The organism is Pelorhabdus sp. sgz311001, from assembly GCF_055901755.1.
The window spans coordinates 381967-404150 of record NZ_JBVXUT010000001.1 but is presented as its reverse complement, the minus strand read 5'-3'; the positions used below and the strand labels follow the sequence as shown (position 1 = coordinate 404150).

General features: G+C 43.1%; 24 protein-coding genes. 2 read left to right on the top strand and 22 right to left on the bottom strand.

Going from position 1 to position 22184, the window contains the following annotated elements; genetic code table 11:
- Positions 1 to 67: 67 nt before the first annotated feature.
- From AC0MXB_RS02075 to thiL, 11 genes are all read right to left on the bottom strand, one after another.
- A complete protein-coding gene (locus tag AC0MXB_RS02075) occupies positions 68 to 880 on the bottom strand; it encodes a HipA family kinase (protein ID WP_474037885.1) in 813 nt (270 codons plus the stop codon).
- A 108-nt stretch (positions 881 to 988) separates the two neighbouring features.
- Positions 989 to 1603, bottom strand: a complete 615-nt coding sequence (locus tag AC0MXB_RS02070; protein ID WP_474037884.1) for a hypothetical protein — start codon at positions 1601 to 1603, stop codon at positions 989 to 991.
- Positions 1604 to 1831: 228 nt separating this feature from the next.
- The gene (gene groL / locus AC0MXB_RS02065; RefSeq protein WP_474037883.1) at positions 1832 to 3481 is read right to left on the bottom strand and encodes a chaperonin GroEL; all 1650 of its coding nucleotides are present in this window, start codon (positions 3479 to 3481) and stop codon (positions 1832 to 1834) included.
- 44 nt (positions 3482 to 3525) lie between these two features.
- Positions 3526 to 3810 (bottom strand): co-chaperone GroES, encoded by a 285-nt coding sequence (groES, locus tag AC0MXB_RS02060; RefSeq protein ID WP_474037882.1) that lies wholly within the window; start codon positions 3808 to 3810, stop codon positions 3526 to 3528.
- Positions 3811 to 4021: 211 nt separating this feature from the next.
- On the bottom strand, positions 4022 to 4600 hold the full coding sequence (locus AC0MXB_RS02055; protein ID WP_474037880.1) for an ANTAR domain-containing response regulator: 579 nt from the start codon (positions 4598 to 4600) through the stop codon (positions 4022 to 4024).
- 5 nt (positions 4601 to 4605) lie between these two features.
- Positions 4606 to 6036 carry a sensor histidine kinase gene (locus AC0MXB_RS02050; protein ID WP_474037879.1) on the bottom strand — a complete coding sequence of 477 codons (1431 nt, stop codon included), beginning with the start codon at positions 6034 to 6036 and terminating at the stop codon, positions 4606 to 4608.
- Positions 6037 to 6145: 109 nt separating this feature from the next.
- Positions 6146 to 7183 carry a tRNA (adenosine(37)-N6)-threonylcarbamoyltransferase complex transferase subunit TsaD gene (tsaD, locus tag AC0MXB_RS02045; RefSeq protein ID WP_474037878.1) on the bottom strand — a complete coding sequence of 346 codons (1038 nt, stop codon included), beginning with the start codon at positions 7181 to 7183 and terminating at the stop codon, positions 6146 to 6148.
- A 144-nt stretch (positions 7184 to 7327) separates the two neighbouring features.
- On the bottom strand, positions 7328 to 7774 hold the full coding sequence (rimI, locus tag AC0MXB_RS02040) for a ribosomal protein S18-alanine N-acetyltransferase (RefSeq protein WP_474037876.1): 447 nt from the start codon (positions 7772 to 7774) through the stop codon (positions 7328 to 7330).
- The gene (gene tsaB / locus AC0MXB_RS02035) at positions 7761 to 8501 is read right to left on the bottom strand and encodes a tRNA (adenosine(37)-N6)-threonylcarbamoyltransferase complex dimerization subunit type 1 TsaB (protein WP_474037874.1); all 741 of its coding nucleotides are present in this window, start codon (positions 8499 to 8501) and stop codon (positions 7761 to 7763) included. The genes rimI and tsaB overlap by 14 nt, the downstream gene beginning before the upstream one ends.
- Positions 8482 to 8955 (bottom strand): tRNA (adenosine(37)-N6)-threonylcarbamoyltransferase complex ATPase subunit type 1 TsaE, encoded by a 474-nt coding sequence (gene tsaE / locus AC0MXB_RS02030; RefSeq protein ID WP_474037872.1) that lies wholly within the window; start codon positions 8953 to 8955, stop codon positions 8482 to 8484. Before tsaE ends, tsaB begins: the two co-directional genes overlap by 20 nt.
- Positions 8956 to 8963: 8 nt before the next feature.
- Positions 8964 to 9956, bottom strand: coding sequence for a thiamine-phosphate kinase (thiL, locus tag AC0MXB_RS02025; protein WP_474037871.1), 993 nt, complete (start codon positions 9954 to 9956; stop codon positions 8964 to 8966).
- 193 nt (positions 9957 to 10149) lie between these two features.
- Here thiL and alr point away from each other — a divergent pair, with 193 nt between their 5' ends.
- Positions 10150 to 11262, top strand: coding sequence for an alanine racemase (alr, locus tag AC0MXB_RS02020; RefSeq protein WP_474037869.1), 1113 nt, complete (start codon positions 10150 to 10152; stop codon positions 11260 to 11262).
- Positions 11263 to 11305: 43 nt separating this feature from the next.
- On the opposite strand, the gene AC0MXB_RS02015 is transcribed toward alr, so the two are convergent.
- The 7 genes from AC0MXB_RS02015 to AC0MXB_RS01985 all read right to left on the bottom strand — a co-directional run bounded on the left by AC0MXB_RS02015 (position 11306) and on the right by AC0MXB_RS01985 (position 16412).
- On the bottom strand, positions 11306 to 11893 hold the full coding sequence (locus tag AC0MXB_RS02015) for a GerMN domain-containing protein (RefSeq protein WP_474037868.1): 588 nt from the start codon (positions 11891 to 11893) through the stop codon (positions 11306 to 11308).
- The gene (locus tag AC0MXB_RS02010; RefSeq protein WP_474037866.1) at positions 11890 to 12951 is read right to left on the bottom strand and encodes an N-acetylmuramoyl-L-alanine amidase family protein; all 1062 of its coding nucleotides are present in this window, start codon (positions 12949 to 12951) and stop codon (positions 11890 to 11892) included. Before AC0MXB_RS02010 ends, AC0MXB_RS02015 begins: the two co-directional genes overlap by 4 nt.
- A gap of 141 nt (positions 12952 to 13092) precedes the next feature.
- Positions 13093 to 13443 (bottom strand): type II toxin-antitoxin system PemK/MazF family toxin, encoded by a 351-nt coding sequence (locus AC0MXB_RS02005; protein WP_474037864.1) that lies wholly within the window; start codon positions 13441 to 13443, stop codon positions 13093 to 13095.
- A 3-nt stretch (positions 13444 to 13446) separates the two neighbouring features.
- On the bottom strand, positions 13447 to 13722 hold the full coding sequence (locus AC0MXB_RS02000; RefSeq protein WP_474037862.1) for a CopG family ribbon-helix-helix protein: 276 nt from the start codon (positions 13720 to 13722) through the stop codon (positions 13447 to 13449).
- Positions 13723 to 13847: 125 nt separating this feature from the next.
- Positions 13848 to 15401, bottom strand: coding sequence for an NAD(P)H-hydrate dehydratase (locus AC0MXB_RS01995; RefSeq protein WP_474037861.1), 1554 nt, complete (start codon positions 15399 to 15401; stop codon positions 13848 to 13850).
- Entirely contained in the window at positions 15398 to 15781 is a 384-nt protein-coding gene (locus AC0MXB_RS01990; protein WP_474037859.1) for a holo-ACP synthase, read from the bottom strand. Before AC0MXB_RS01990 ends, AC0MXB_RS01995 begins: the two co-directional genes overlap by 4 nt.
- A gap of 136 nt (positions 15782 to 15917) precedes the next feature.
- Positions 15918 to 16412, bottom strand: coding sequence for a ferritin (locus AC0MXB_RS01985; RefSeq protein ID WP_474037857.1), 495 nt, complete (start codon positions 16410 to 16412; stop codon positions 15918 to 15920).
- 141 nt (positions 16413 to 16553) lie between these two features.
- On the opposite strand from AC0MXB_RS01985, the gene AC0MXB_RS01980 reads away from it, so the two are divergent.
- Positions 16554 to 17477, top strand: coding sequence for a TIGR01777 family oxidoreductase (locus AC0MXB_RS01980; protein ID WP_474037856.1), 924 nt, complete (start codon positions 16554 to 16556; stop codon positions 17475 to 17477).
- Between the two features lie 74 nt (positions 17478 to 17551).
- On the opposite strand, the gene AC0MXB_RS01975 is transcribed toward AC0MXB_RS01980, so the two are convergent.
- From AC0MXB_RS01975 to AC0MXB_RS01960, 4 genes are all read right to left on the bottom strand, one after another.
- Positions 17552 to 19585: an OPT family oligopeptide transporter gene (locus tag AC0MXB_RS01975; RefSeq protein ID WP_474037855.1), complete on the bottom strand. Its 2034-nt coding sequence runs from the start codon at positions 19583 to 19585 to the stop codon at positions 17552 to 17554.
- 205 nt (positions 19586 to 19790) lie between these two features.
- The gene (locus AC0MXB_RS01970; RefSeq protein ID WP_474037853.1) at positions 19791 to 20633 is read right to left on the bottom strand and encodes an HD-GYP domain-containing protein; all 843 of its coding nucleotides are present in this window, start codon (positions 20631 to 20633) and stop codon (positions 19791 to 19793) included.
- An 11-nt stretch (positions 20634 to 20644) separates the two neighbouring features.
- Complete coding sequence (locus AC0MXB_RS01965; RefSeq protein WP_474037852.1) at positions 20645 to 21013, bottom strand: response regulator; 369 nt, start codon at positions 21011 to 21013, stop codon at positions 20645 to 20647.
- 23 nt (positions 21014 to 21036) lie between these two features.
- The gene (locus AC0MXB_RS01960; RefSeq protein ID WP_474037851.1) at positions 21037 to 22164 is read right to left on the bottom strand and encodes an HD domain-containing phosphohydrolase; all 1128 of its coding nucleotides are present in this window, start codon (positions 22162 to 22164) and stop codon (positions 21037 to 21039) included.
- Positions 22165 to 22184: the final 20 nt, after the last annotated feature.

The window sequence follows — 22184 nt, the reverse complement described above, 5'->3', positions numbered from 1 at the left end:
CCCCACCTCCTTATAGCACCTTATGTGCGCTATAAGAAAAATATAACCAAAGGAGCAATCACTTTTATTACAGCTTGATGCGCCGATAGCTGTAGCGGCTTGTTCCACCTCTGACCACGGGAATTTGACGACATAGTTCAGTGAATATCTTATCTGCTAAACCGCAGCGTTGTTGAATAAAAGCAGCCAAAGCTTGCCGTTCCTCAGACGATCTCAGCCAAGGTTCAGGAATCTCTTGTAAAATAGAATCGATTAGTCCTGCATCAATCGCTTTTACCCTAGTTAAGTAAGGTATAAAATCTTCACGCTTGGCAAATCGCTGCAAGAGAAACCCAAATAAAAAGCCATAATATATTTTTACGATAGGTCCTAACTTTTCCAGCGTAGCCACAGACCATTTGCCTGAGCCGCAAAAATGCGAATGATCAATCGCATAGCATTGATACCCTTGCGGAGTGGGGGCCATCAGTAAATTTTTACGGTTTTTCGCCCGGTCACGATTACAAAAGAGATGGTCAAAAAATAAAATTCCCACTAATTGATTACAGTTTGTCAGTTCTTTCACAGCTCGCCTTGTTACATACTCACTATCGGACAAATAGGCTGAAGCAAAATGAAGACCTGGCATAGCCTGCAGTTTCTGCAGCATGACATGTCTATCAATTATTGCAGCCGGTATTTCAATCTGATCATATGTTGGCAAGGGCAGTTCCAAAACTTGGGCAAGTCGCGCGCCAAGCCACTCATTGGCAAGTACTTTCGTATGTTCTTCTTTGCGGCATAGCTTAACAATATAAACTCTTCCATCTAGACCACGAAAAAACTGCGGAGCTGTCACACCAACACCAACAGGCTTGATATATTCTGCCGCAACGACCATCTTTTTCGCTCCTTTTTAGCCTGTCACAAGAAAAAAAGCCGTTCCGCCAAGCATGATTCTCACTGGGAAGACCACAGCGGAACAGCCCTGCTTTATCTTGCCAAAATTCTAATCTGGCCTGCATGTAGAGGAAGCTATTGATGTAATTGCTTCTAAATTAACGACGACAGAACGTACGTCATTATCGGAAATAGAAGAACTTGTAGCAGGTCCAAAAATATCCTCTACAGTCAAAATGGCCAATTCATCTTCGACTGCGCCTAAAACTCCTTCAAAGAGAAATCCACCCAGTGTTGTAATTGCTACCGCATCGCCAACCATCCGGCAGAGTCGGCGAATCAGTTCATGGCTTTCCTGACGAATCGATGTCTGACCGGCATCAGATTCTTCCTGTCGCACGACACCTTCTTTTACTACAAGACCACCGCCACTTCCACCCTCAATAGGATCCGATACAATACCTGTTCCCTTGGCAATCAGCGTCCACAGATCAACTCGCAAAAACGCCACAGTTCTAAGTTCACCGCCTGGCGTTAAAATCTCCACGTCACTGGTTTCCGCGGCAATGGCTGGTACTAAAAGGCCAATCCGACAATTATCAATTCCTTGCAAATTCCCAAAATAAACAAAACCATCGACGCCAAAGAGCAAAACATCGGTATTGATTTCCCGCTCCAATTCACGAATTAAGGCCCGATTGGCAATCTCTTCATAAAAACTCATGGCTTTTCTCCTCCCTAGCCTATAAGATGTAGCTCACCCTATTATATGAAAACCCTAAATAAAGAGTGCTTAATACAAACTTAAAGAGCTTAGAGAAAAGCAAAAAGCTGCACATAAGTCTTGTGAACTTATGTGCAGCTTTTATATTTTATTAGTAACAAATAAGTAACATTCAAAAGATTCCGTGGCGAAATCCGCTGAATTTACTGGCCTGTCACGAACATGATATTACATCATGCCCATGCCGCCCATGCCACCCATACCGCCCATGCCGCCCATAGCAGCAGCTGCAGCAGCACCGTTATCTTTTTCCGGTTTATCAGCAACAAGCGTTTCTGTGGTCAATACAAGAGCTGCAATGCTGGAAGCATTTTGCAGAGCAGAGCGCGTTACTTTAGCAGGGTCAACGATACCAGCTTTAATCATGTCAACATATTCTTCCGTCAAAGCATTGAAGCCAATGCCTTTGCCGGCTTTTTTCACGTTTTCAACAACGATAGAGCCTTCTAGACCAGCATTATTAGCGATCTGACGAACAGGTTCTTCGATAGCGCGTTTTACAATGTTCACGCCAGTCTTTTCGTCACCTGAGGCTTGAATCGTATCAAGTACAGGCAGAATATCGATGAAAGTTGTACCGCCGCCAGCGACAATACCTTCTTCCACAGCAGCGCGAGTTGCATTCAAAGCATCTTCAATGCGCATTTTCTTTTCTTTCAATTCCACTTCTGTTGCAGCGCCGACTTGAATTACAGCAACACCGCCGGACAATTTAGCCAAACGTTCCTGCAGTTTTTCTTTATCAAAGTCAGATGTGCTTTCTTCCACTTGGCTTCTGATATTCGCTACACGAGCTTTAATGTCATCAGCGGAACCTGCGCCGTCAACAACCGTTGTTTCTTCTTTCGAAACGCGAACTTGACGAGCACGACCAAGATCTTCTAACGTTACACTGTCTAATTTACGGCCAAGATCTTCCGTAATAACAGTACCGCCAGTTAAAATTGCGATATCTTCTAACATAGCTTTGCGGCGATCACCGAAGCCAGGAGCTTTTACAGCAACAGCTTTGAAGGTACCACGAAGTTTATTGACAACCAAAGTAGCAAGAGCTTCGCCTTCTACATCTTCAGCAATAATGAGAAGTTCTTTACCTTGTTGTACTACTTTTTCCAGAACAGGCAGCATGTCGGCAATTGCGCCAATTTTGCGGTCCGTAATCAAGATATAAGGATCATTGAGAACTGCTTCCATTTTGTCCGTATCTGTTACCATGTAAGGAGAAATGTAGCCGCGGTCAAACTGCATGCCTTCAACAACGTCAAGGTCAGTTCCCATCGTTTTGGATTCTTCTACGGTGATAACACCATCGTTGCCGACTTTTTCCATAGCTTCCGCAATGAGACGGCCAATTTCTTCGTCAGCTGCCGAAATCGAAGCAACCTGAGCAATCGCGTCTTTTGTTTCAACTTTTTTAGCAGATGCTTTAATTTCAGAAACAAGAGCATCTACAGCTTTCTGGATGCCTTTTTTAATAATCATTGGGTTAGCGCCAGCAGCAACATTGCGCATGCCTTCATGGATGAAAGCTTGAGCTAAAAGCGTAGCTGTTGTCGTGCCATCACCTGCTACATCATTTGTTTTTGTAGCAACTTCTTTAACGAGCTGAGCGCCCATATTTTCAAATGGGTCTTCCAAATCAATATCGCGAGCGATCGTTACGCCGTCATTAGTAATGGTCGGAGCACCGAATTTTTTATCAAGAACCACGTTGCGGCCTTTTGGTCCAAGAGTTACTTTTACAGCATTTGCTAAAGCATTAACGCCTCTTTCCAGTGCGCGGCGTGCTTCTTCATCAAAAATAATCTGTTTAGCCATTGTATGTATATCCCCCTTTTATTTTCGTTACGTCTCACGCTAGATTATTCGGCAACAGCCAAAATATCTCTTTCGCTGAGAATGATATATTCCTGATCGTTGATCTTTACTTCTGTGCCAGCATATTTCGAGAAAATGATTTTGTCGCCAACTTTCACTTCCAAAGCAACTCTTGTACCATTTTCCAAAAGTTTACCTGTTCCTACGGCAACGATTTCACCTTCTTGAGGTTTTTCCTTCACCGTATCAGGAAGAACGATTCCGCTCTTTGTTTTTTGTTCGGCTTCTAAGGCTTTAATAACAACTCTGTCACCTAATGGCTTAATCATGAAAAAATAACCTCCCTTTAAAAGTGTTCGTTTTTATTATTGTTAGCACTCACTAAGATAGAGTGCTAATTCCATAAATTATGATATATAATTTTGGGCAAAAAATCAAGCGTTTTCCACAAAAAAAGAAGATTTTTTTTACTTTTTTTCTAGTGCAGCAACAAGACGAGGTCCCGCCACCAGCAAGACCTCGTTCTTTAAGTCCATTTTGTTATTTTTTCTTAACGGAATTAATAATAGCCTCTGCTACTTCTCGAATCGATTTTCGCTTCGCCATGCTATACTGCTGAATCCGGCGGTATGCTTCACTTTCACTCAGATGATAGGCATCCATTAAAATTCCCTTGGCCCGATCCAAAATTTTCCGCATCTCCAAAGAATTTTTTACATCTTCTAATTCTTTTTCCAGTTCACTGAACTCTCTAAAGCGCGACAAGGCAATTTCGATAGCAGGAAACAGATTCGCTTCTTTGACCGGCTTGACAAGATACGCCAAAACGCCAGAATCCTTTGCTTTATCAACAATCTCCTTCTGACTAAATGCTGTTAATAACAAAACGGGAGCTACTTTATCAGTAGATAAAATGCGCGCCGCCGTAATTCCATCCATTTCCGGCATTTTAATATCCATGATAACAAGATCAGGCTTTAGACGCCGTGCCAAATCGACAGCTTTAGCACCATCAGAGGCTTCGCCAACTACTTCGTGCCCCGCTTCTTCCAGTAGTTCCTTCAAATCCATACGGATGATTGATTCATTATCAGCGATTACAATCCTTAATGCGTCCATCTCTCTTATCCTCCCTCTGTCATCCGGGGTATTGTAATAATAGCTCTTGTTCCGCCTTGCGACTTCAATTCAAACTTCCCGGATAGATCGGATTCAATTAGGGTTGTAACTATTTGAATGCCCAGGCTCTTCAATTTATGGGGATCAAAGTTTGGCGGAAGCCCAATGCCGTTATCATAGATTTCTACTTGATAGCAGTCAGGCAGAGCGCGAATATCAATACCAATCAAGCCTTCCTTACAGCCGACAAAACCATGTTCGATCGAATTTTGAATCAGTTCGTTAATTGCCAGCGCCAAGCTGCTAGCATAGTCAGAAGGTAAAATCACGGTTTCGCCGTTAAATACCGTTTGGATATTAAAATCAGGTTCCAGCATATTCTGAATAACTGCATCCATAATATTTTTTGCCACTTCAGCCACATTAATCACTTCTACATCTTGCTGTGACAAAAATTCATGAATGACAGAAATACTAAGAATCCTGTTAATGCATTCTCTTAGCGACGCCTTTACTTCTGGCGATGGCGACCGCCGTGCCTGTAACCGCAATAAGCTGGCAATCGTCTGCAGATTATTTTTAACGCGATGATGAATTTCTTGAATCACCGCTGATTTAACGAGCAATTCTTTCTCTTTTTTCTTAATTTCTGTAATATCGCTGACAATAAATAGTACGCCGCATACAATATCAGCCTTTACTACTGGCAAAGCCCTTTGATTAAAAATCAAATTGCCTGTTTCAAGCTCTTGTTCCTGGGCCCGCTTTTGCTCAATTGCACTTTGTACTAAATTCATATGAGTGCGGCGGTCCGTAACTCGCCGACCAACAATATGACTCACGCCAAGTACTTTATAAATACTTGTGGCGACGGCATTGGCAAAAATAACCTGACCGGAGTCGTCAACAATCACAATTCCATCACGCGCACTAAGGCGTCGGTACATATCGCCGCCAGACAGGGCTGGACTTGTTGTCGTAAACAGCAAAAAGGCCGTATCCACAAGAATATTATGCGAACCGATGCGGGCCTGCGCCTCTTCAAAGCTGGCTTCAAAGCTCGCCACGGCAATAACTTCACCCTGTTCATCTTTTATCGCATAAGTTTTCATTTCCAGCGATTCCATGCCAATTTCCCATTCTCGTTGACCAGAAATATTTTTTCCTGTCGTGAGCGTCCGCCAAACAAGCGGCTCTTCATCAGCTCGCACCGTAGTTCCTAGAAGATGGGGGCGATATTCGATAAAACTCGTGTTGGGCCGCACCTGCGCAATAATGACAAGATACTTGTCAGAGTGCGTTTTTGCATAAATTGTAATCTGAGCATGAGCCAAATCAGCCGCAATTCCCATCAACTTCGCCTGGTTTTCTAAATGCATGATTTGCTGCGATTTTAAACTTGTTGTTTTTCGGCAAATGTCACTAATAACTCCCATAGGCGCCCCCCACGACTTACAGAATTACACTTTTCTTTATTAAAGTACTAACTATTCCACATGAAAGAGAAAAATCCTTGCTTAGAAAAAAAGTATTTTGAAAGGCGCTTTAGCCCAAAGACTGACCTAAACGCATCGTTGGCCTAGCGTTTAAAGTAAGAGGCGAAGTAAAACCGCTCTGAAATTGATAGTAGGCGCGACAACCAATCATTGCCGCATTATCCGTACATAAAATAAGGGGTGGATAAAAAACCTTAGCACCTTGCTTATTAAGAGCCTTGGTTAACTGAAGACGTAACGAAGAGTTTGCCGCTACCCCGCCCGCCAGGACCACTTTAGAAATTCCCGTTTCTTTCACGGCAGCCGCAGTCTTTTCCACGAGAACATCGACCACAGCAGCTTGAAAACTAGCAGCCACGTCGGCTTGATCGTAACTTTCCTGTTTTTGCTTTTTAGCATTTAAATAATTCAGTACTGCCGACTTTAAGCCGCTAAAACTAAAGTCATAGTTGGAATCATGGACAAGCGCCCGCGGAAAAGCAATAGCCACGGGATTACCGGATTTAGCCAATTCATCAATATGGGGACCGCCAGGATAAGGCAGACCCATGACGCGGGCAATCTTATCAAAAGCCTCGCCTGCGGCATCATCACGCGTTTGTCCCAAAAGTTCAAAGGAATTATAGCCAGTTACTTTCACCAGAGAAGTATGGCCGCCTGACACAACCAATGCTAAAAAAGGTGGCTCTAAGTCACGATGGGCCAATAGATTAGCAAAAATATGTCCCTCTAAATGATGAACTCCCACCAAAGGAACTTTCGCCGCAAAAGCTAAAGCTTTCGCCGCTGCGACTCCTACTAACAGAGCGCCGACGAGACCGGGTCCATAGGTCACGCCAATAGCATCCATGTCGGTAATTTTAAGCCCTGCTTCTGTAAGAGCCTGATCCACAACAGGAATAACCTGTTCAATATGTTTGCGCGAAGCAATTTCCGGCACAACGCCGCCAAATTTTTGATGAACTGGGACCTGCGATGAAATCACATTGGATAAAATGATCCGTCCGTCCTGTATAACTGACGCCGATGTCTCATCGCAACTTGTTTCCAATCCAAGCACAAAAATGGATTTCTTTTCTTTCTCCATAATATTATAATATCCTCCATTACATACCCCAAATAAAAATAAGCAGGACGGTTAGGCGCCGTCCCGTCTACAAGTCAGCACAAACCGACCTGTTATCGCATAGGCTGTAGCACAATCACCCTTAGCCACGAAAGTGGCTTTTTTTCATAGGTCGACCCACATGATGATGGCATCTTCGCCTGTATCGCTATAGTATTTCTTACGAATTCCCTTGGCTTCAAAGCCAAAGTTTTTATAAAGGTTTTGAGCTGCCGTATTAGACGTACGAACTTCTAGTGTCATCCTCACAGCTCCCTGGGCTTTGACTCTTTCAATTAGAGTTTTTAAAATCACAGCTCCTATTCCTTGCTGACGGTACTTTGGCAGTACAGCCACATTCGTTACATGAGCTTCATCAAGAATCAACCAAGTTCCCGCATAAGCGGCAATTTCCCCGTCTTTTTCCACCACCAAATAATAGGCCAGATCATTTTCCGCTACTTCCGCTTCAAAAGCGACTCGCGACCACGGCTCAGAAAAGGATACTTCCTCAATCGCCAGCACGCCATCAATATCCTGTTCTGTCATGCTACGCACGTTAAGCTTGTCCATGATGCTCCTTCGTTTGCAACATGGGCATTTGATTTTGCTGGCGTTTTTCCCATAAAACCTCGGCTTCAGAACGGCGGATATAAATCGGCTCAAGCGTCATCGCATCAAAGACCTTGCCTTGCTGATAAAGCTGTCGCGCGGCTGCAGCAATACTGGCGGCTCGCGGCATAAGTAAGTGCGGTGGAGCCACAGTAATCAGCGGATTATTGTCACCAGTTGCCTGTACTACTTGGGCTGACTCACCAAGTAATGTAACTTTTCTTGCTAAGGAAACCAATTTTTCATAAGCTGCCTCGGCTTTTAAAATCGTCACAGGCATTCGTTCCTGAATACCGTCGGCAGTAAACTCATAAAGCGCCATGTAAACATTACCTTTTTGCGCATCTAAGACCGGCGCTAAAATTTGCGTAGAACCAGCCAGATTATAAGCAAGTCCTGCCAAGGTGGGTACGCCAATTAACGGTAGTGAACGAACATAACTCATGGCCTTTGCTGTTGCCAAGCCAATACGCAGGCCCGTAAATGAGCCTGGTCCGATACTCACAGCAATAGCCTCAATGTGTTCTGGCTCCACCGCAGCAAAGCGGCAAAGCGCATCAATCGTCGGTAAAAGCTTCTCCGAGTGGGTTTTTGTCGTTTGCAAAGTAAATTCAGCAAGCAATTTCTCTTCCGTATCTAAAGCAACAGAAGAAACAAGAGTTGCTGTATCAAGAGCTAGGATTAGCAAAATGCTTCAGCTCCTCACACAAAAATTCATAGCGCTTTCCTTGCGGCTGAAACTGAAAAATTCGTTCTTCCTCGCCCGCGCCTTTTTCAATAGTAATCCATAAATAATTGCTAGGTAAAGCCTCACGAAATTGATCAGGCCATTCGATCAAAGAAATGCCATACGTCGTATATTCATAAAAACCGATATCTTCTAGTTCCTCTATTGATTCTAAGCGATACAGATCAAAATGATGAATTTCTACAGTTCCTTCATAAACTTGAAGCACTGTAAAGGTCGGACTTGTCGCCTCGCTGTCTGGCGCTAGCACTTTCGTGATTTGCTGGACAAAAAAAGTTTTACCAGCCCCTAAATCGCCTTCCAGCGCAAGCACATCACCGTCTTTTAGTAAAGAAGCGACAAAGGTAGCGAGATCTTCTGTATCGGCTAAACAATTGCATTGAATTGAAACCATGTATCCTCCTAACGGAAATGATTGTATCCTTTCGGCTCCAGCAAAGTCATATCACCTGCTATCGTCCGCAAAAACACTTCTTTTCCAGCAACAACCTCGCCAACAGCAGTGAGCGCTAAATCAGGATACTGCTCTGTGAGCAAAGCAAAATCACCTTGGCTCATCGTAAAGACAAGCTGATAATCTTCCCCTCCATAGAGGGCGCATTCCACTGCTGACAATTCTAGCAGACGAGCCGCCTGCTTTAACTCATCTGATAAAGGAATCTTTGCCTCATCAAGAATCATGCCCACTTTGCTGGCAGCTGCAATTTCATTTGCTTCACTGGCGAGCCCATCACTAATATCATTCATACTGTGAGCCCCATTTTTCGCTAACAGCTGTCCTAGTTCAACTTGCGGTCGCGGTGTAAGATGGGCGGTTACCAGTGGCCAAGCAAAAGAAATCTCTTCCCACTGCCCTTCTGATAACAAAGTAAAGCCCATGCTCGAATTACCGAGCGTTCCTGTTACAACAACAAGATCACCGACACGAGCGCCGGAACGCCGCACTAAAAAAGATGGATCTACTTCACCAGTTACTGTTACACTAATAACAAGTTTTTCTTTTGACGCTACCGTATCGCCGCCAACAATATTGACGCCATACTCACGACAAATTTCCTTCATGCCTTCATAAAGATTAATTAAAAGTTCTACATCGGTCTGAGGCGGAAGCGCAATAGAAACGACAGCATGATTCGGCTTGCCGCCCATAGCGGCAATATCACTAAAACTCACAGCCATTGATTTATATCCCAGTTGCAACGGCAAGGTTGTTTTCATATCAAAATGAACATTTTCTACAAGCATATCTGTCGTCATCAGTTGCAATCTATGAGGCGTCGGCAAAAGCACAGCCGCATCATCGCCAATCCCAACAACAACGGTGCCAGGATCATGAATCGTATCTTGTTTCAATATATCAATCAGCCCAAATTCACCAAGATCTGTTACATTCATTTTTCCACCTCAATCACTGTCAACAACCTGAACAATTCCTTTATTTCCATCTTCGACTAAATGTTTCCTGCCTTTTCAGTATACCCTTTAGAAAAAAAGTTACACGGAAAACAGGAAAATTCAGCCGTTACAGCAAATTCATACAAAGTCGGATCAGCATGATCTTAACAAACGGTAAAGAAGGAATCCTGAAATGAGACCAACCATTGCGCAAGTAAACCTAAGTTATCTCTCTCACAATCTTAGACAAATTCGTAAACATCTCCCTGCTGCCATTGATATGACAGCTGTCGTCAAAGCTGACGCCTACGGCCACGGCGCAATCCCAGTAAGCAAACGGGCTTTGTTTGAAGGCGCTACGTCTTTGGCTGTTGCGACCGTCCAAGAAGGAATTGAGCTGCGTGAAGCAGGTATAAAAGTTCCTATTCTGATCTTAGGACTTACTTTCCCTGAAGAGGCTAAAGACATCATCAGATACGACTTAACCGTAGCCGCCTGTACGAAAGAACAAATTGACCTGCTTGCTACAACAGCCCGTGCCAAAAGCCAACAGGCGCGGATTATGCTAAAAGTCGATACAGGCATGAGTCGTATTGGTTTTCTACCGCAAGACCTCTTAGAATTTGTCGACTATACCGCATCCTTACCGAATGCCAATCTACGCGGCTGTTTCACCCATTTAGCTACAGCCGATAGCGCTGACAAAGAATACGCGGGAAGGCAAATAGGCGCTTTCAAAAATGCCTTGCAGACTTTGGAAGCCAAACGCATCCAGCTACCCTATATTTCCTTCGCCAATAGCGCCAGCATTATGGACCTAGACTGTACTATTTGCACTCATGCTCGCCCTGGCATCATTTTATATGGCTTGGAACCTTCGAAAGAAATGCAGCAACACCTAAACTTAAAACCAGTTATGTCCTTAAAAACAAAAGTTGCCTATGTAAAACAAATTCCTGCCGGAACGACGGTCGGTTATGGCCGGACCTTTACAGCAGACGAAGATGTTTATGTGGCTACACTGCCAATCGGCTACGCCGATGGCTACCATCGCTTACTTTCTAACAAAGCGCCGATTCTCATTGGGGGAAAACGCCGCCAACTGATTGGCAATATTTGCATGGATCAAATCATGGTCAACTTAGGCAATGATCCTACTGTGCAGGCTGGCGATGAGGCCGTATTATTCGGCCAACAAGGCAAAGAAGAAATCACGTTAGGCGAATTAGCAGATCTTGCCCAGACAATTCATTACGAACTAGCTTGTGCTGTAAGCAAGCGAGTACCTCGCCACTATATTGATTAACAGAAAAGCTAAAAACCAGCCACAATGGCTGGTTTTTTTATGCTCATTTTTTAACAATGCTCTCGGACCTGCTTAGTGGAACGGAAAGATCCATATGTCCGTAAAGAGTGTCAATTTTTTTGCCTTCTACTAAAATTTGTACTTTATCCACTGTAGAAAATTCAGTAAGAGTATTTACCAAGGAAGTAACCAGAAGCATTTCCGTGGCAGATCCACCATTCCCCTTTAATAGGGCCTTATTAAAATCCACATAAGCAACGCCGTCTTTGATGGTAAGCTGCCGCAATTTTGTCCCTGCCGGAAACACCTTTGCGGTATGCGGCTGATTAGACCCAGTCAAAAGAGCTTCCACTGCCATATGGGCTGGTTGGTCATTTAACGGAAAAGTTCTTGGTTCCATCACAAGATGGGCGCCATCATCGCTGGGAAAATACAAATTAAACTTGACATAGCTCAGCTTCGAATCAATAGGAGTCCCCGCCGCCACTGGTTGGACAGGTGTTTTCGCAGCATCAGTTGAAGCGTTAGCTCCAGGCGTCGCCGTAGTCGCTGCACTTTGCGAATTGTCGCACCCTGTTAAGAGCAACATCGGAAAAATAACAAAAAGCGCCAAAATCAAATACCGCTTCATGAACGATTCCCCCCTCTGCTTGCTGCCTGTAGAAAGAAAGAATCAAGTCCTTGGACAATTCCGTTTGCCATTTTCTGCTGAAATTGACTATTTATCAAATCTTTTTCCTCTTCAGGATTAGAAATAAAAGCAAGTTCTATCAGCGCAGCAGGCATCGTTGTATGTTTTATAACATAAAAATTGGCCTGATACGTGCCTCGGTCCTGAAGATTTGTGGCCTGTACAAAAGAAGTCTGCAACGATTGAGCTAGGAGCGCATCATAATCTGATTTCTCATAATAATATGTAGCAGCTCCATTAACAGCTGGATTGGTAAAAGAGTTTGCATGAATACTTAAAAAGATATCGGCCTTGCGACTGTTTGCAACATCGGCCCTTGCCCCTAGTTCTTCTACGCCGCTTGCATTTGGTCCATAAACGTCCACATCCGTGTCACGCGTTAAGATCACTTTAGCGCCAGCTCGTTCCAACATGGCTTTTACTTTCGCAGCCACAGCCAAAGTAACCGTTTTTTCCTGATTTTTCCCCGGACCAATAGCGCCAGGATCACTCCCACCATGACCAGGATCTAAAACAATAGTCTTCTGGGCAAGTCCTGCAGAATAAGAAAAGTTCGCTTTAGCTATTGGCTTACTAATATCTACGACAACACGATAGGGTTTATTATTCTTACTGTCGGAAGGAAGAGTAAACACTTTGAAATTGCTTGCCGTAATAACATCTGCTAAATCAATGACAAGTTTTGCTGCATTAGCGCCAGAAACCACATTGACTTTGCTAGCAATCTTCCCATCAAAACTGACAGGACCTACACGGCCTGCCGCTGCATTTTTTATATCGACAACTAATCGCGGCTGTGCCGTCGATACAATCGTCCCCGCCGCCTGTACCGGGCCTGAGACATCAACAACCATCCGAAATGATAGAGCACCTGTTGCTGCATCGACATGATTGGCCCAACGGATATTTGTTAAAGACGTGGTCCCTGCTCCAGCAAAAACCAACTGAGGAATCAATAAGATTGCCATAAACAATAAGATGGCAATTTTTTGCCGCATTCACCACACCTCCTGTTTCTGCGACATACTTTGTTTTATTTTCGCCGCAAAAAAAATAAATCCTGCAGGACCTATGTCGCAGGCAAACAAAAAAAGCTGAAACCATCATAGAATTCAGCTTTAATGACTATGTTCTTTATTTCATAACTCCATAAGACCAAGGCTAACGCGAATCGCCTCATCGACTTTTTCCATAACCTCTTCGCTTAAATGAGTCACTTTTTCTCGAAGACGCCGTTTATCAATCGTTCGAAGCTGTTCCAGCAAAATAACGGAGTCTTTATCCATTTGAAAGAGTTTCGCGCTAATTTCAATATGAGTTGGCAATTTAGCCTTAGCAATTTGTGAGGTAATTGCCGCCACAATTACAGTTGGACTATATTTATTGCCCACATCATTTTGAATCACTAAAACAGGACGGTGTCCTCCCTGTTCTGAACCGACTACAGGACTTAAATTGGCAAAATAAATGTCTCCGCGTTTTACGACCACCGCTTATTCACGCTCCGCCAGTAAAGTAGGCATCAAATCAGAAGCTTCACAATCGGCAGGCAAACCTTCTTCTGCTAATGCCAAATTAATGACCGCCATTTCCTGATACCCTTTTTTCATCATGTCCCGTACAGCCTTGCGTTTCTTATCCTCGATATACAGCCGCATTGCCTCTCGAACAAATTGACTGCGGCTTAATTTTTCCATGGCAATAATTCCGTCCACTTCCTGTAGTAAACTATTGGGAAGACTAATCATAATCCGTTTTAATTCGGCCACTCTCTCACCCCCGCTGACTCTTGCGGCGCCTACATCTATCAACAGTATATAGAACCATATAGACGAATGTCAACTTTTATCTATCATAAACCAGCTGACAAAATTGCCCTTTGAAAAACCATCCGTTATTTTTCAGAAAGCAGGCCATAAATCGCAGCAGGAATCACTTCCGCTACATCACTTGCCGCCATGCCAATCGGGTTACTTTTTGCAACTAAATCACCAGCTAAACCATGCAAATATACACCAAGCAAAGCTGCTTCATGACTTGAACAGCCTTGAGCAATAAAGGCGGCAATCATACCAGTGAGCACGTCACCCATGCCACCTGTAGCCATACCGGCATTGCCCGTAGAATTAATATAAAGTTCGCCGTCAGGAAAAGCGATAATCGTAGCAGCACCCTTTAACACAACAATACTCTGCCACTTTTCCGCATATTCTTTAGCTACAGTCAAACGATTCTCTTGAATTTCTTTAACGGAAAGCCCAGTCATCGCCGCCATTTCACCAGGGTGAGGCGTCAATACACACAAAGCGGGACTTTCCTGAAACAAATTTTGATCGACTGTTACTGCATAGAGAGCATCAGCATCAATAACAAAGGGTCTGTCTACCTTATGAACTAATTCCCGCACCAAATTCAGCGTCTCTTCCGTTCGTCCCAAACCTGGCCCGATTGCTACAACAGAGACTTTTTCCGCTAATAGTTCAATCTCTGGCAACGAATCAGGTGTCAGTATAGCCCCTGCCCCGCCAGGCAAGGGTGTTACCATGGCTTCGGTTAATTTTGCCGCAAGAATTGGATAGATTGATTCAGCTACACCTAAAGTAACTCGCCCTGTTCCTGCACGAAGCGCCCCAGCTGCAGTCAGCGCTGCAGCGCCAGTATATCCTTCAGACCCGCCTAATACTAGCGTCCAACCGCAGTCTCCCTTATGACTTTCTGCGTATCGCAAAGGGATTTTTGTCACCATATCAGTTGCGGTCAGCACATTTTGGCGAATCCGATCTTGGCACAGCAAAGCGGCGGGAATCCCAATATCATCGATAACAACCTGGCCGGCGTATTCTGTCCCAGGATAAAGAAACAGCCCAGGTTTAGCTAGCCCTAGGGTAATGGTATGATCTGCTTTTACTGCAGTCGATATAACCCGTCCATCATTTGCTTGAACGCCAGAAGGTAAATCAATCGCAAAAGTCAATTTTGCCGCCTTATTTATCGCTTCAATCGCTTGGGAAAATACAGGATATAACTCGCCTGTCATACCAGTTCCTAGCAACGCATCAACAAGGCAATCGGAAAATGACAGAGAAACTTTTAAACGGTCCCAATCACGCTCAGCAGAGATTTCTAAAATATCAATTCCCATTTGCAACAAAACGTCAAGATGAACTGCCGCATCACCCGCTACATCACCTTGTTCAGAAAAAAGAAAAACCTTAACTTTAGCGCCGCGGTTTGCCAAGTAACGAGCGACAACAAAACCATCGCCGCCATTATTTCCCTTACCAGCTAAAATAGTAATCCGTTTTCCCGTCACATCACCAAGGATTTTTTCCATATATCGAGCGACAGCCGCTCCGGCATTTTCCATTAAGACAACGCCAGGAATTCCATACTCTTCTATTGTTTTGCGGTCTATCTCCCGCATTTCTTCCGCCATGGCTATTTTCATATTTTTTTACCTCCCCAGCAAATTACCTGTGCCGCCGCATATTTTTTCGCATGCGTCAGTGATATATAAATTTCAGAAATTCCTTTTTCTTCTGCCATCTCAGCAAACCGACCTGAAAGCGAAAGATGCGGTGCTCCTAGTTCATCAGGCAAGACTTCCATATCAATCCATTTGCCTTCTCTTAGTCCTGTTCCCAAAGCCTTTAAGAAAGCTTCCTTGGCAGCAAATCTCGCTGCAAAAGAAGCCGCGCAGCCTGCCCTGAGACTTTCACAGTACGCTTGCTCAGCAGGAGTAAAAACTCGCTTTACAAAAGAATTTTTTTCTATGGCAGCAGCAATTCGATCAATTTCAACAATATCAAGTCCAATTCCAATAATCAAGATACTGCCTCCCATCTCAAACAAAACTATGTCAACAACCTTAGTTTTCTTTTAAGTATACCACAGTCTACAGTCAGAGAAAAAATCAAAAAAAGAGCGCATGGTCTCATGCACTCTTTTACTAAAAAACAATGATTTATTCAGCAGCTCGTTTTCCTAATTCCTTATCAATATATAGGATCGCGCTCCCCTTGTCGCCTACAGTTTTAAGGCGTTCCAGTACAGCCGTGGCACTTGCTTCTTCTTCAACTTGCTCCGTAATATACCACTGCAAGAAGATCTGGGCCGCATAGTCTTTTTCTTTTAAAGCGACTTCATAAAGCTTATTGATGCTTTCTGTAATAGATTGTTCATGTTTTACAACTGCTTCAAAAGTTTCTACAGGAGAACCGAAGTCATGTTCAGGCGCCTCAAGCGCTTCTAACAAGACTTTCCCGCCACGTTCAGACAAATAGTCCATAAGTTTCAGAGCATGAGCTCGTTCTTCTTCATACTGAACTTTAAGCCAATGCGCAAATCCCTTTAGATTTTTTTCTTCAGAATAAGCAGACATAGCTAGATAGAGGTAAGCAGAATAAAATTCTTTTTGAATTTGTTTGTTAAAAGCATTTTGTACTTTTTCATTGATCATGATTTACCCGCCCTTTCTTCGTAACAGCTTCGCTTATTAGCTATATTCTAACAAAATATCCTAAAAATGTACAGGAGTTTCTAATCGAAAGCAGAATTTATAAAAAAAGCTTTGTGTAAATTTACTGAAGGAGGGTGCTTTATGAACATTTTACTTACAGGTGGCACAGGTTTTATCGGTACAGCTCTCACCAAACAGCTTTTACATAAAGGGCATGCAGTGACACACCTTTTGCAGCAAGAGCCAGCTAACGCTTATAACATTCCCTATATTGTTAGTAAAAATCCGCAGGAACTCTTGCCCGCGGACACTCTTGCTAGATTTGAAGCCATAATCAATTTGGCAGGGTACAACATCGGCAAAGATTTACGCTGGACTAAGGCTATCAAAGATAAAATTCGCGACAGCCGTCTAAGCAGAACAGCCCAAATTGCCAACAGTATCTCATATAACTTCAGCACAGGTCAAAAAACACCGTCTTTGCTTATTAACGCCTCAGCCGTAGGTTACTATGGAACAGCACCGCTTGGTCCGCTCACCGAGCAATCCCCCTCCGGTACAGGGTTTTTAGCCAAAACCTGCCGTGATTGGGAAGCCGCCGCGGAAAAAGCCCGCAATGCCAAAGTAAAAATTGTCAGACTGCGCTTTGGCGTGGTGCTAGGCCCCAATGGTGGCATCTTAACAAGACTCGCCCAGCCTTTCGCCTATGGTTTAGGCGGCATCATTGGCAATGGCCAAAACCATGTCTCTTGGATTCACCTTCATGATCTTATTGCTCTGATTGAAGTCTCTTTATCGGGAAAATTAGATGGCCCTTATAACGCCACAGCGCCTCGACCTGTTACTATGCAAGAGTTCGGCGAAACACTCGGCGAAGCGCTTAACAAACATTGCTGGACGCAATTTCCTGCTTGGCTGGCTCGTTGTTGTTTTGGCGAAATGGCTGATGAAGTTCTGCTTTGTAGTCAACAGGCGGTTCCCAGCGCCGCCTTAGCACAAGGATTTACTTTTAAATACCCTACATTAGATAAAGCATTACAACAAATTTATCTAGCAAAACAATGAGAAGGAGGGCTAAAAGCCCTCCTTCTCATTGTTTACAGTATTATATTTATGTATAACACTTCTTTTTTATATAATTATTCTTTAATCGCTAAAACGCGATAGACAAATAAGCAAATCATCGCGATAAACACGCCAAGTCCTAGGAAGTCCGCCGTTGGACCAAAAGCTTTCCCTACAAGTGCTAACGGAGCATCACTACCGCCGCTCGAAACAGAAAAAACAATCACAATGGCAATAATAACCCCCATCAGACTTTCACCAACAATAAGCCCGGAAGCAAATAATACACCGTGACGACTCGCTTTTTCCACATAAGCGTCTACATCTTGAGTCTTACGCTGAACAGCTCGTTTTTGCAAATAGCGGTTTACGACATACCCCATGACCGCCCCAATCACTAAAGGCATTTCTAGCGTAGGCGGCAAGTAGATACCCATGCCAACAGCCAGAGGCGGCAACGTGTATTTAGCAGTATTTTTTTTCAGCATTAAATCAATCAAAATAATAACAATTCCCACGGCAATGCCAAATAAAATATAGCTCCAGTCAAGATTATGACTAAAGATACCTTTGGCAATCGTCGTCATCAAGGTAGCTTGAGGCGCTGATAAAACCTGACTTTCGTCCATACCGCTTCGCGGCATAGCGCCAACAAAGCCATAAGCTTGGTACAGCAGATTTAAAACCGGAGCAATGGCAAAAGAGCCAACGAGACAACCGATCAGTAAAGCAACCTGCTGTTTCCAAGGGGTAGCGCCAACAAGATAGCCAGTTTTCAGATCCTGCATATTATCATTAGAAATAGCCGCAATGCTAACAATTACACTGGTCATGAAAATGGCCAAAGCAATCGCAAATTTACTACCAAGTTCCGTATCAAACAAACTTACAGCCGAACCAATCAATAAAACAACAAGGGATGAAGTAATAATGCCTAAAATACCAATGCCAGAAATAGGACTAGCCGATGTACCAATCAAGCCAGCCATATAACCACAGGCGGCAGCGACAAAGAAACCCATGCAAATCGCAACAAGAACACCAACAATCACAAATACTCCCGTAACGCTTGCTGAAAGATGCGCATCAGAAATAAAAGAATAAAAAGTAGCTAACAAGCCGCACACAACAACGCCTAAAACAGCGCCAGTCGCTTTAGGCGATAAATCGGTATCCATACGATGCAAGGTATGATTCTCACCCGATTGTCGCATAGCAGCAAGCGAGATTTTCATGCCTTCAAGAATCGGTTTTGTTAAAGTAAGCAATGTCCAAATAGCAGCAATACCAATTGTTCCAGCGCCAATAAGTCGTACCTTTTGCGCCCAAATCGAAGAAGCAAAGGCACCGATACTTTGCCCATCGGCCGGTGCAGTAATTGAAGTTAGATAAGGAACAAAAACGCCCCATGACAAAATCGTCCCTGTTAATATAGCCATCCCACTGGCTATACCAATCAAATAACCAGCACCAAGCAAAGCGGAAGAAAAACCAAGCGGCAACTGCGAAACCGCTTTGCCAAAAGAAAACCAATAATGAATGGCTGAAGAAAGGATTTGAAAACCATCTGCGCACAGGCTGACAAAACTAGCAACTACCCCGCCAGCTAGAATGTCTTTTATGCCATTTTCTTTTCCCTGTACCGATTGACCACTGCCGACCTTAAGAATCTCAGCAGCTGCCAGGCCTTCGGGATAAGGCAGATCACTGTTAACAATCATGGCCCGGCGCAACGGAATCGTAAATAAAACACCTAAAGAACCGCCACAGGCGCAAATCATCAGGGTCTGCCAAAAAGCAAAGCCTTGCCAGTAGCCAAGCATTAATAAACCAGGAACAATAAAAATAACAGCAGAAAGCGTTCCGGCAGCCGATGCTTGGGTCTGTACCATATTATTTTCTAGCACATTAGAATCTTTAAACATTTTTAAAATAGCCATTGAAATAACAGCAGCTGGAATGGAAGAGGAGAAAGTTAGACCGACTTTTAGTCCTAAGTACACATTCGATGCTGTAAAAATAACAGTAATCAGCATTCCTAGTACGATACCGCGAACTGTCAGTTCAGGCACAGTCAGTTTATCGCTTTTAAAATCAAACGCTTGCATACGAAAACCCCTTATCTCATTATTTTTTGTTTCGCAAGAATCTCTGCTTATATCCCCCTTCCACACAATAAAATAGGCTAATAAAACCGACTTTATTTTACCATGTCTCTACTCAGAAGACTTTTTAAAAAAATTCTCGTTTTTCCTGATAATTCCTTTGTAAAAATGTGTAAAACGATAAAAAAACAAAAACCTCTCGCATCGTCTACGCAAGAGGCCTTTGTTGATACAGCCGAGTCCAATCAATCGTGCCTGCCAGCAGTTCAACTGCATCAGGCGGAAATAAAATTTTCTTTTTACCGATCGTATCAAATAGCGCTTTGCGCGGATGAACCTCACTGATGATCAGACGATCATAATAGTCCACGATACTAAGCAAGCTTGAAAACTCCGAAATTTGAGTACGACTAAATGAAAAAGGAAAACCGGTACCGTTATAATATTCATGGTGTTGCAAACAAGCAAGGGCAATAACCATATCAACTTGCGGATTTTCACGCAATTTTACGAACCCTAAAAAAGGATGTTCTTTATCTTCGTCGTGAAATTCATCATTCATTCCACAGTCATGCAACAAAGCGCACATAGCTATATATTCTAAATTCAAAGTATCATACTGTTTAATCAGACCTAAATGAACGACCAAAATTGTCGTACGCAAAGTATGTTGATAAAGAATACTTGTCTTGCTGCAAACTTCAAGAAACTCTTGAATAAAAGATCGCTTTAAAACAGAATAAATGACTGTTTCAATTTTCTCCATGTTATTCTTAACGGTGAGCGCCCTTAACTCATTAATCTGATAAGTAAGATTGATTGTATCAGCAAGTGTTTGTTTGGCAATCACTGTATCAGTCGAGCAGGCCTCAGGCAATTCGTCAGTTTCATCACAAATTTCGATAAAAGCAACATCAAAATTGCGCAACCGCTGAATCATCGTTTTAGTTAAAACAAGCCCTTTAGCGACAAGAACCATCCCTCGCTTATCGCAAATCGTTTGATCAGAGATCATACCTTCTTTCAGATCTTCGACGGAAATCTTTTTCATTCTACCACATCCTACGACTGCGATTTAAATAATTTAGTCATAGCCTTTACAACAGCTTCTTGGCTAAGAGGTTTTGTAATAACCCCGGCAGCCCCCCATTTTTGACACTCGTCTTGCAAAAATTGCTGATTGCCCAAAGTAGTAATCATAAAGATTTTAACTTTCTCATCAATTTGAGAAATAATTTTTAAAACAGCAAGCCCATCAGGCGCCGGAATAATGTAATCAAGAAAAATAATGTCTGGCTGAAAGGATCGTTGTTTTTCTAAAGCATCAATACCATTTACAGCTTCATCAAATTGGACATTTTGGGCCTTTTCAAAAAAAGAGCGTAATTGCGCCCGCGATAAACCAGAATCATCGACAATGAGAATTTTCACGGACTTCCCTCCTGCTTAGACTATTACAAGCCACTTCGCCCTAGCTCACTATTTTGTTCAAAAACTTCAGCAAAAGCGCCATTTATCTCTACAAACGCGTCCACAAGGTCCGGGTCGAATTTTTTCCCCTTGTCATGTACAATGATCGCACAAGTATCTTCATGGGAAAAGCCATTTTTATAAGGCCGCTTCGAGCGCAAGGCATCGTAAACATCGGCAATAGCCATAATGCGAGCGCATAAAGGAATAAAGGTTCCTTTTAAACCAAAGGGATATCCTGTCCCATCCCAATTTTCATGATGCGACTGAGCAATATCCATAGCCATAGTCAATAAACTATTATCAGGATATTTAGCGACGATCCGCGCAATTGTAATTGCGCCAAGTGTCGTATGAGTTTTCATGACCTCAAATTCTTCTACTGTTAATTTGCCTGGTTTTAGCAAAATCCGATCGGGAATTCCAACCTTCCCGATATCATGCAGCGTCGCTGCATACATAATTACATTAATAAATTTCTCATCAATTTGAGTACTAAATAAACTTTTTGTTACTAAGTCCTTCGCCAAAATCTGACAGTAATATTTTACCCTGTCTAAATGCGCCCCCGTATCGTTATCACGACATTCTGACAATTTAGCCAAAGCCACAATCATTGCCGTTTGTGCTTCTGTTACCTTATTTTGTTCTTTCAAGATTTGGCCATACTGTTCCTGCACCAGTTGTTGCAGTTGCTGATTAAAAATATCGACCCGTCGCTGCAACCTAACAATTTTCAGATGAGTACGAACCCTAAGTTCTACTTCGCGTACATCAAAAGGCTTCGTGATATAATCAACAGCACCTACGTCAAAGGCTTGCATTTTATCACGAATTTCAGTGAGTGAACTGATAAAAATAACCGGTATATCCTTAAGCCGAATACTCTCTTTCACTTTTCGGCATACTTCAAATCCATCCATTTCCGGCATCGTTATATCAAGCAGTATCAAATCAGGAGGAGTTTTTTCCGCACTTGCCAACGCTTCCCAACCGCGCGTAAAAGTCATAGCGCAAGCGCCTAATGATTCGAGCATTTTTGTTAAAATAGTAAGATTAAACGGTGTGTCATCTACAATCATAATTTTGGCGCCTTGTATAATTTCTCTCATATAGAAAGACTCCCGCTCTT

Bases quoted from the DNA above. Each gene is read 5' to 3' on its own strand.
- AC0MXB_RS02075 (WP_474037885.1), bottom strand. From the start codon at position 880: ATGGTCGTTGCGGCAGAATATATCAAGCCTGTTGGTGTTGGTGTGACA.
- AC0MXB_RS02070 (WP_474037884.1), bottom strand. From the start codon at position 1,603: ATGAGTTTTTATGAAGAGATTGCCAATCGGGCCTTAATTCGTGAATTG.
- groL (WP_474037883.1), bottom strand. From the start codon at position 3,481: ATGGCTAAACAGATTATTTTTGATGAAGAAGCACGCCGCGCACTGGAA.
- groES (WP_474037882.1), bottom strand. From the start codon at position 3,810: ATGATTAAGCCATTAGGTGACAGAGTTGTTATTAAAGCCTTAGAAGCC.
- AC0MXB_RS02055 (WP_474037880.1), bottom strand. From the start codon at position 4,600: ATGGACGCATTAAGGATTGTAATCGCTGATAATGAATCAATCATCCGT.
- AC0MXB_RS02050 (WP_474037879.1), bottom strand. From the start codon at position 6,036: ATGGGAGTTATTAGTGACATTTGCCGAAAAACAACAAGTTTAAAATCG.
- tsaD (WP_474037878.1), bottom strand. From the start codon at position 7,183: ATGGAGAAAGAAAAGAAATCCATTTTTGTGCTTGGATTGGAAACAAGT.
- rimI (WP_474037876.1), bottom strand. From the start codon at position 7,774: ATGGACAAGCTTAACGTGCGTAGCATGACAGAACAGGATATTGATGGC.
- tsaE (WP_474037872.1), bottom strand. From the start codon at position 8,955: ATGGTTTCAATTCAATGCAATTGTTTAGCCGATACAGAAGATCTCGCT.
- thiL (WP_474037871.1), bottom strand. From the start codon at position 9,956: ATGAATGTAACAGATCTTGGTGAATTTGGGCTGATTGATATATTGAAA.
- alr (WP_474037869.1), top strand. From the start codon at position 10,150: ATGAGACCAACCATTGCGCAAGTAAACCTAAGTTATCTCTCTCACAAT.
- AC0MXB_RS02015 (WP_474037868.1), bottom strand. From the start codon at position 11,893: ATGAAGCGGTATTTGATTTTGGCGCTTTTTGTTATTTTTCCGATGTTG.
- AC0MXB_RS02010 (WP_474037866.1), bottom strand. From the start codon at position 12,951: ATGCGGCAAAAAATTGCCATCTTATTGTTTATGGCAATCTTATTGATT.
- AC0MXB_RS01995 (WP_474037861.1), bottom strand. From the start codon at position 15,401: ATGAAAATAGCCATGGCGGAAGAAATGCGGGAGATAGACCGCAAAACA.
- AC0MXB_RS01985 (WP_474037857.1), bottom strand. From the start codon at position 16,412: ATGATCAATGAAAAAGTACAAAATGCTTTTAACAAACAAATTCAAAAA.
- AC0MXB_RS01980 (WP_474037856.1), top strand. From the start codon at position 16,554: ATGAACATTTTACTTACAGGTGGCACAGGTTTTATCGGTACAGCTCTC.
- AC0MXB_RS01975 (WP_474037855.1), bottom strand. From the start codon at position 19,585: ATGCAAGCGTTTGATTTTAAAAGCGATAAACTGACTGTGCCTGAACTG.
- AC0MXB_RS01970 (WP_474037853.1), bottom strand. From the start codon at position 20,633: ATGAAAAAGATTTCCGTCGAAGATCTGAAAGAAGGTATGATCTCTGAT.
- AC0MXB_RS01960 (WP_474037851.1), bottom strand. From the start codon at position 22,164: ATGAGAGAAATTATACAAGGCGCCAAAATTATGATTGTAGATGACACA.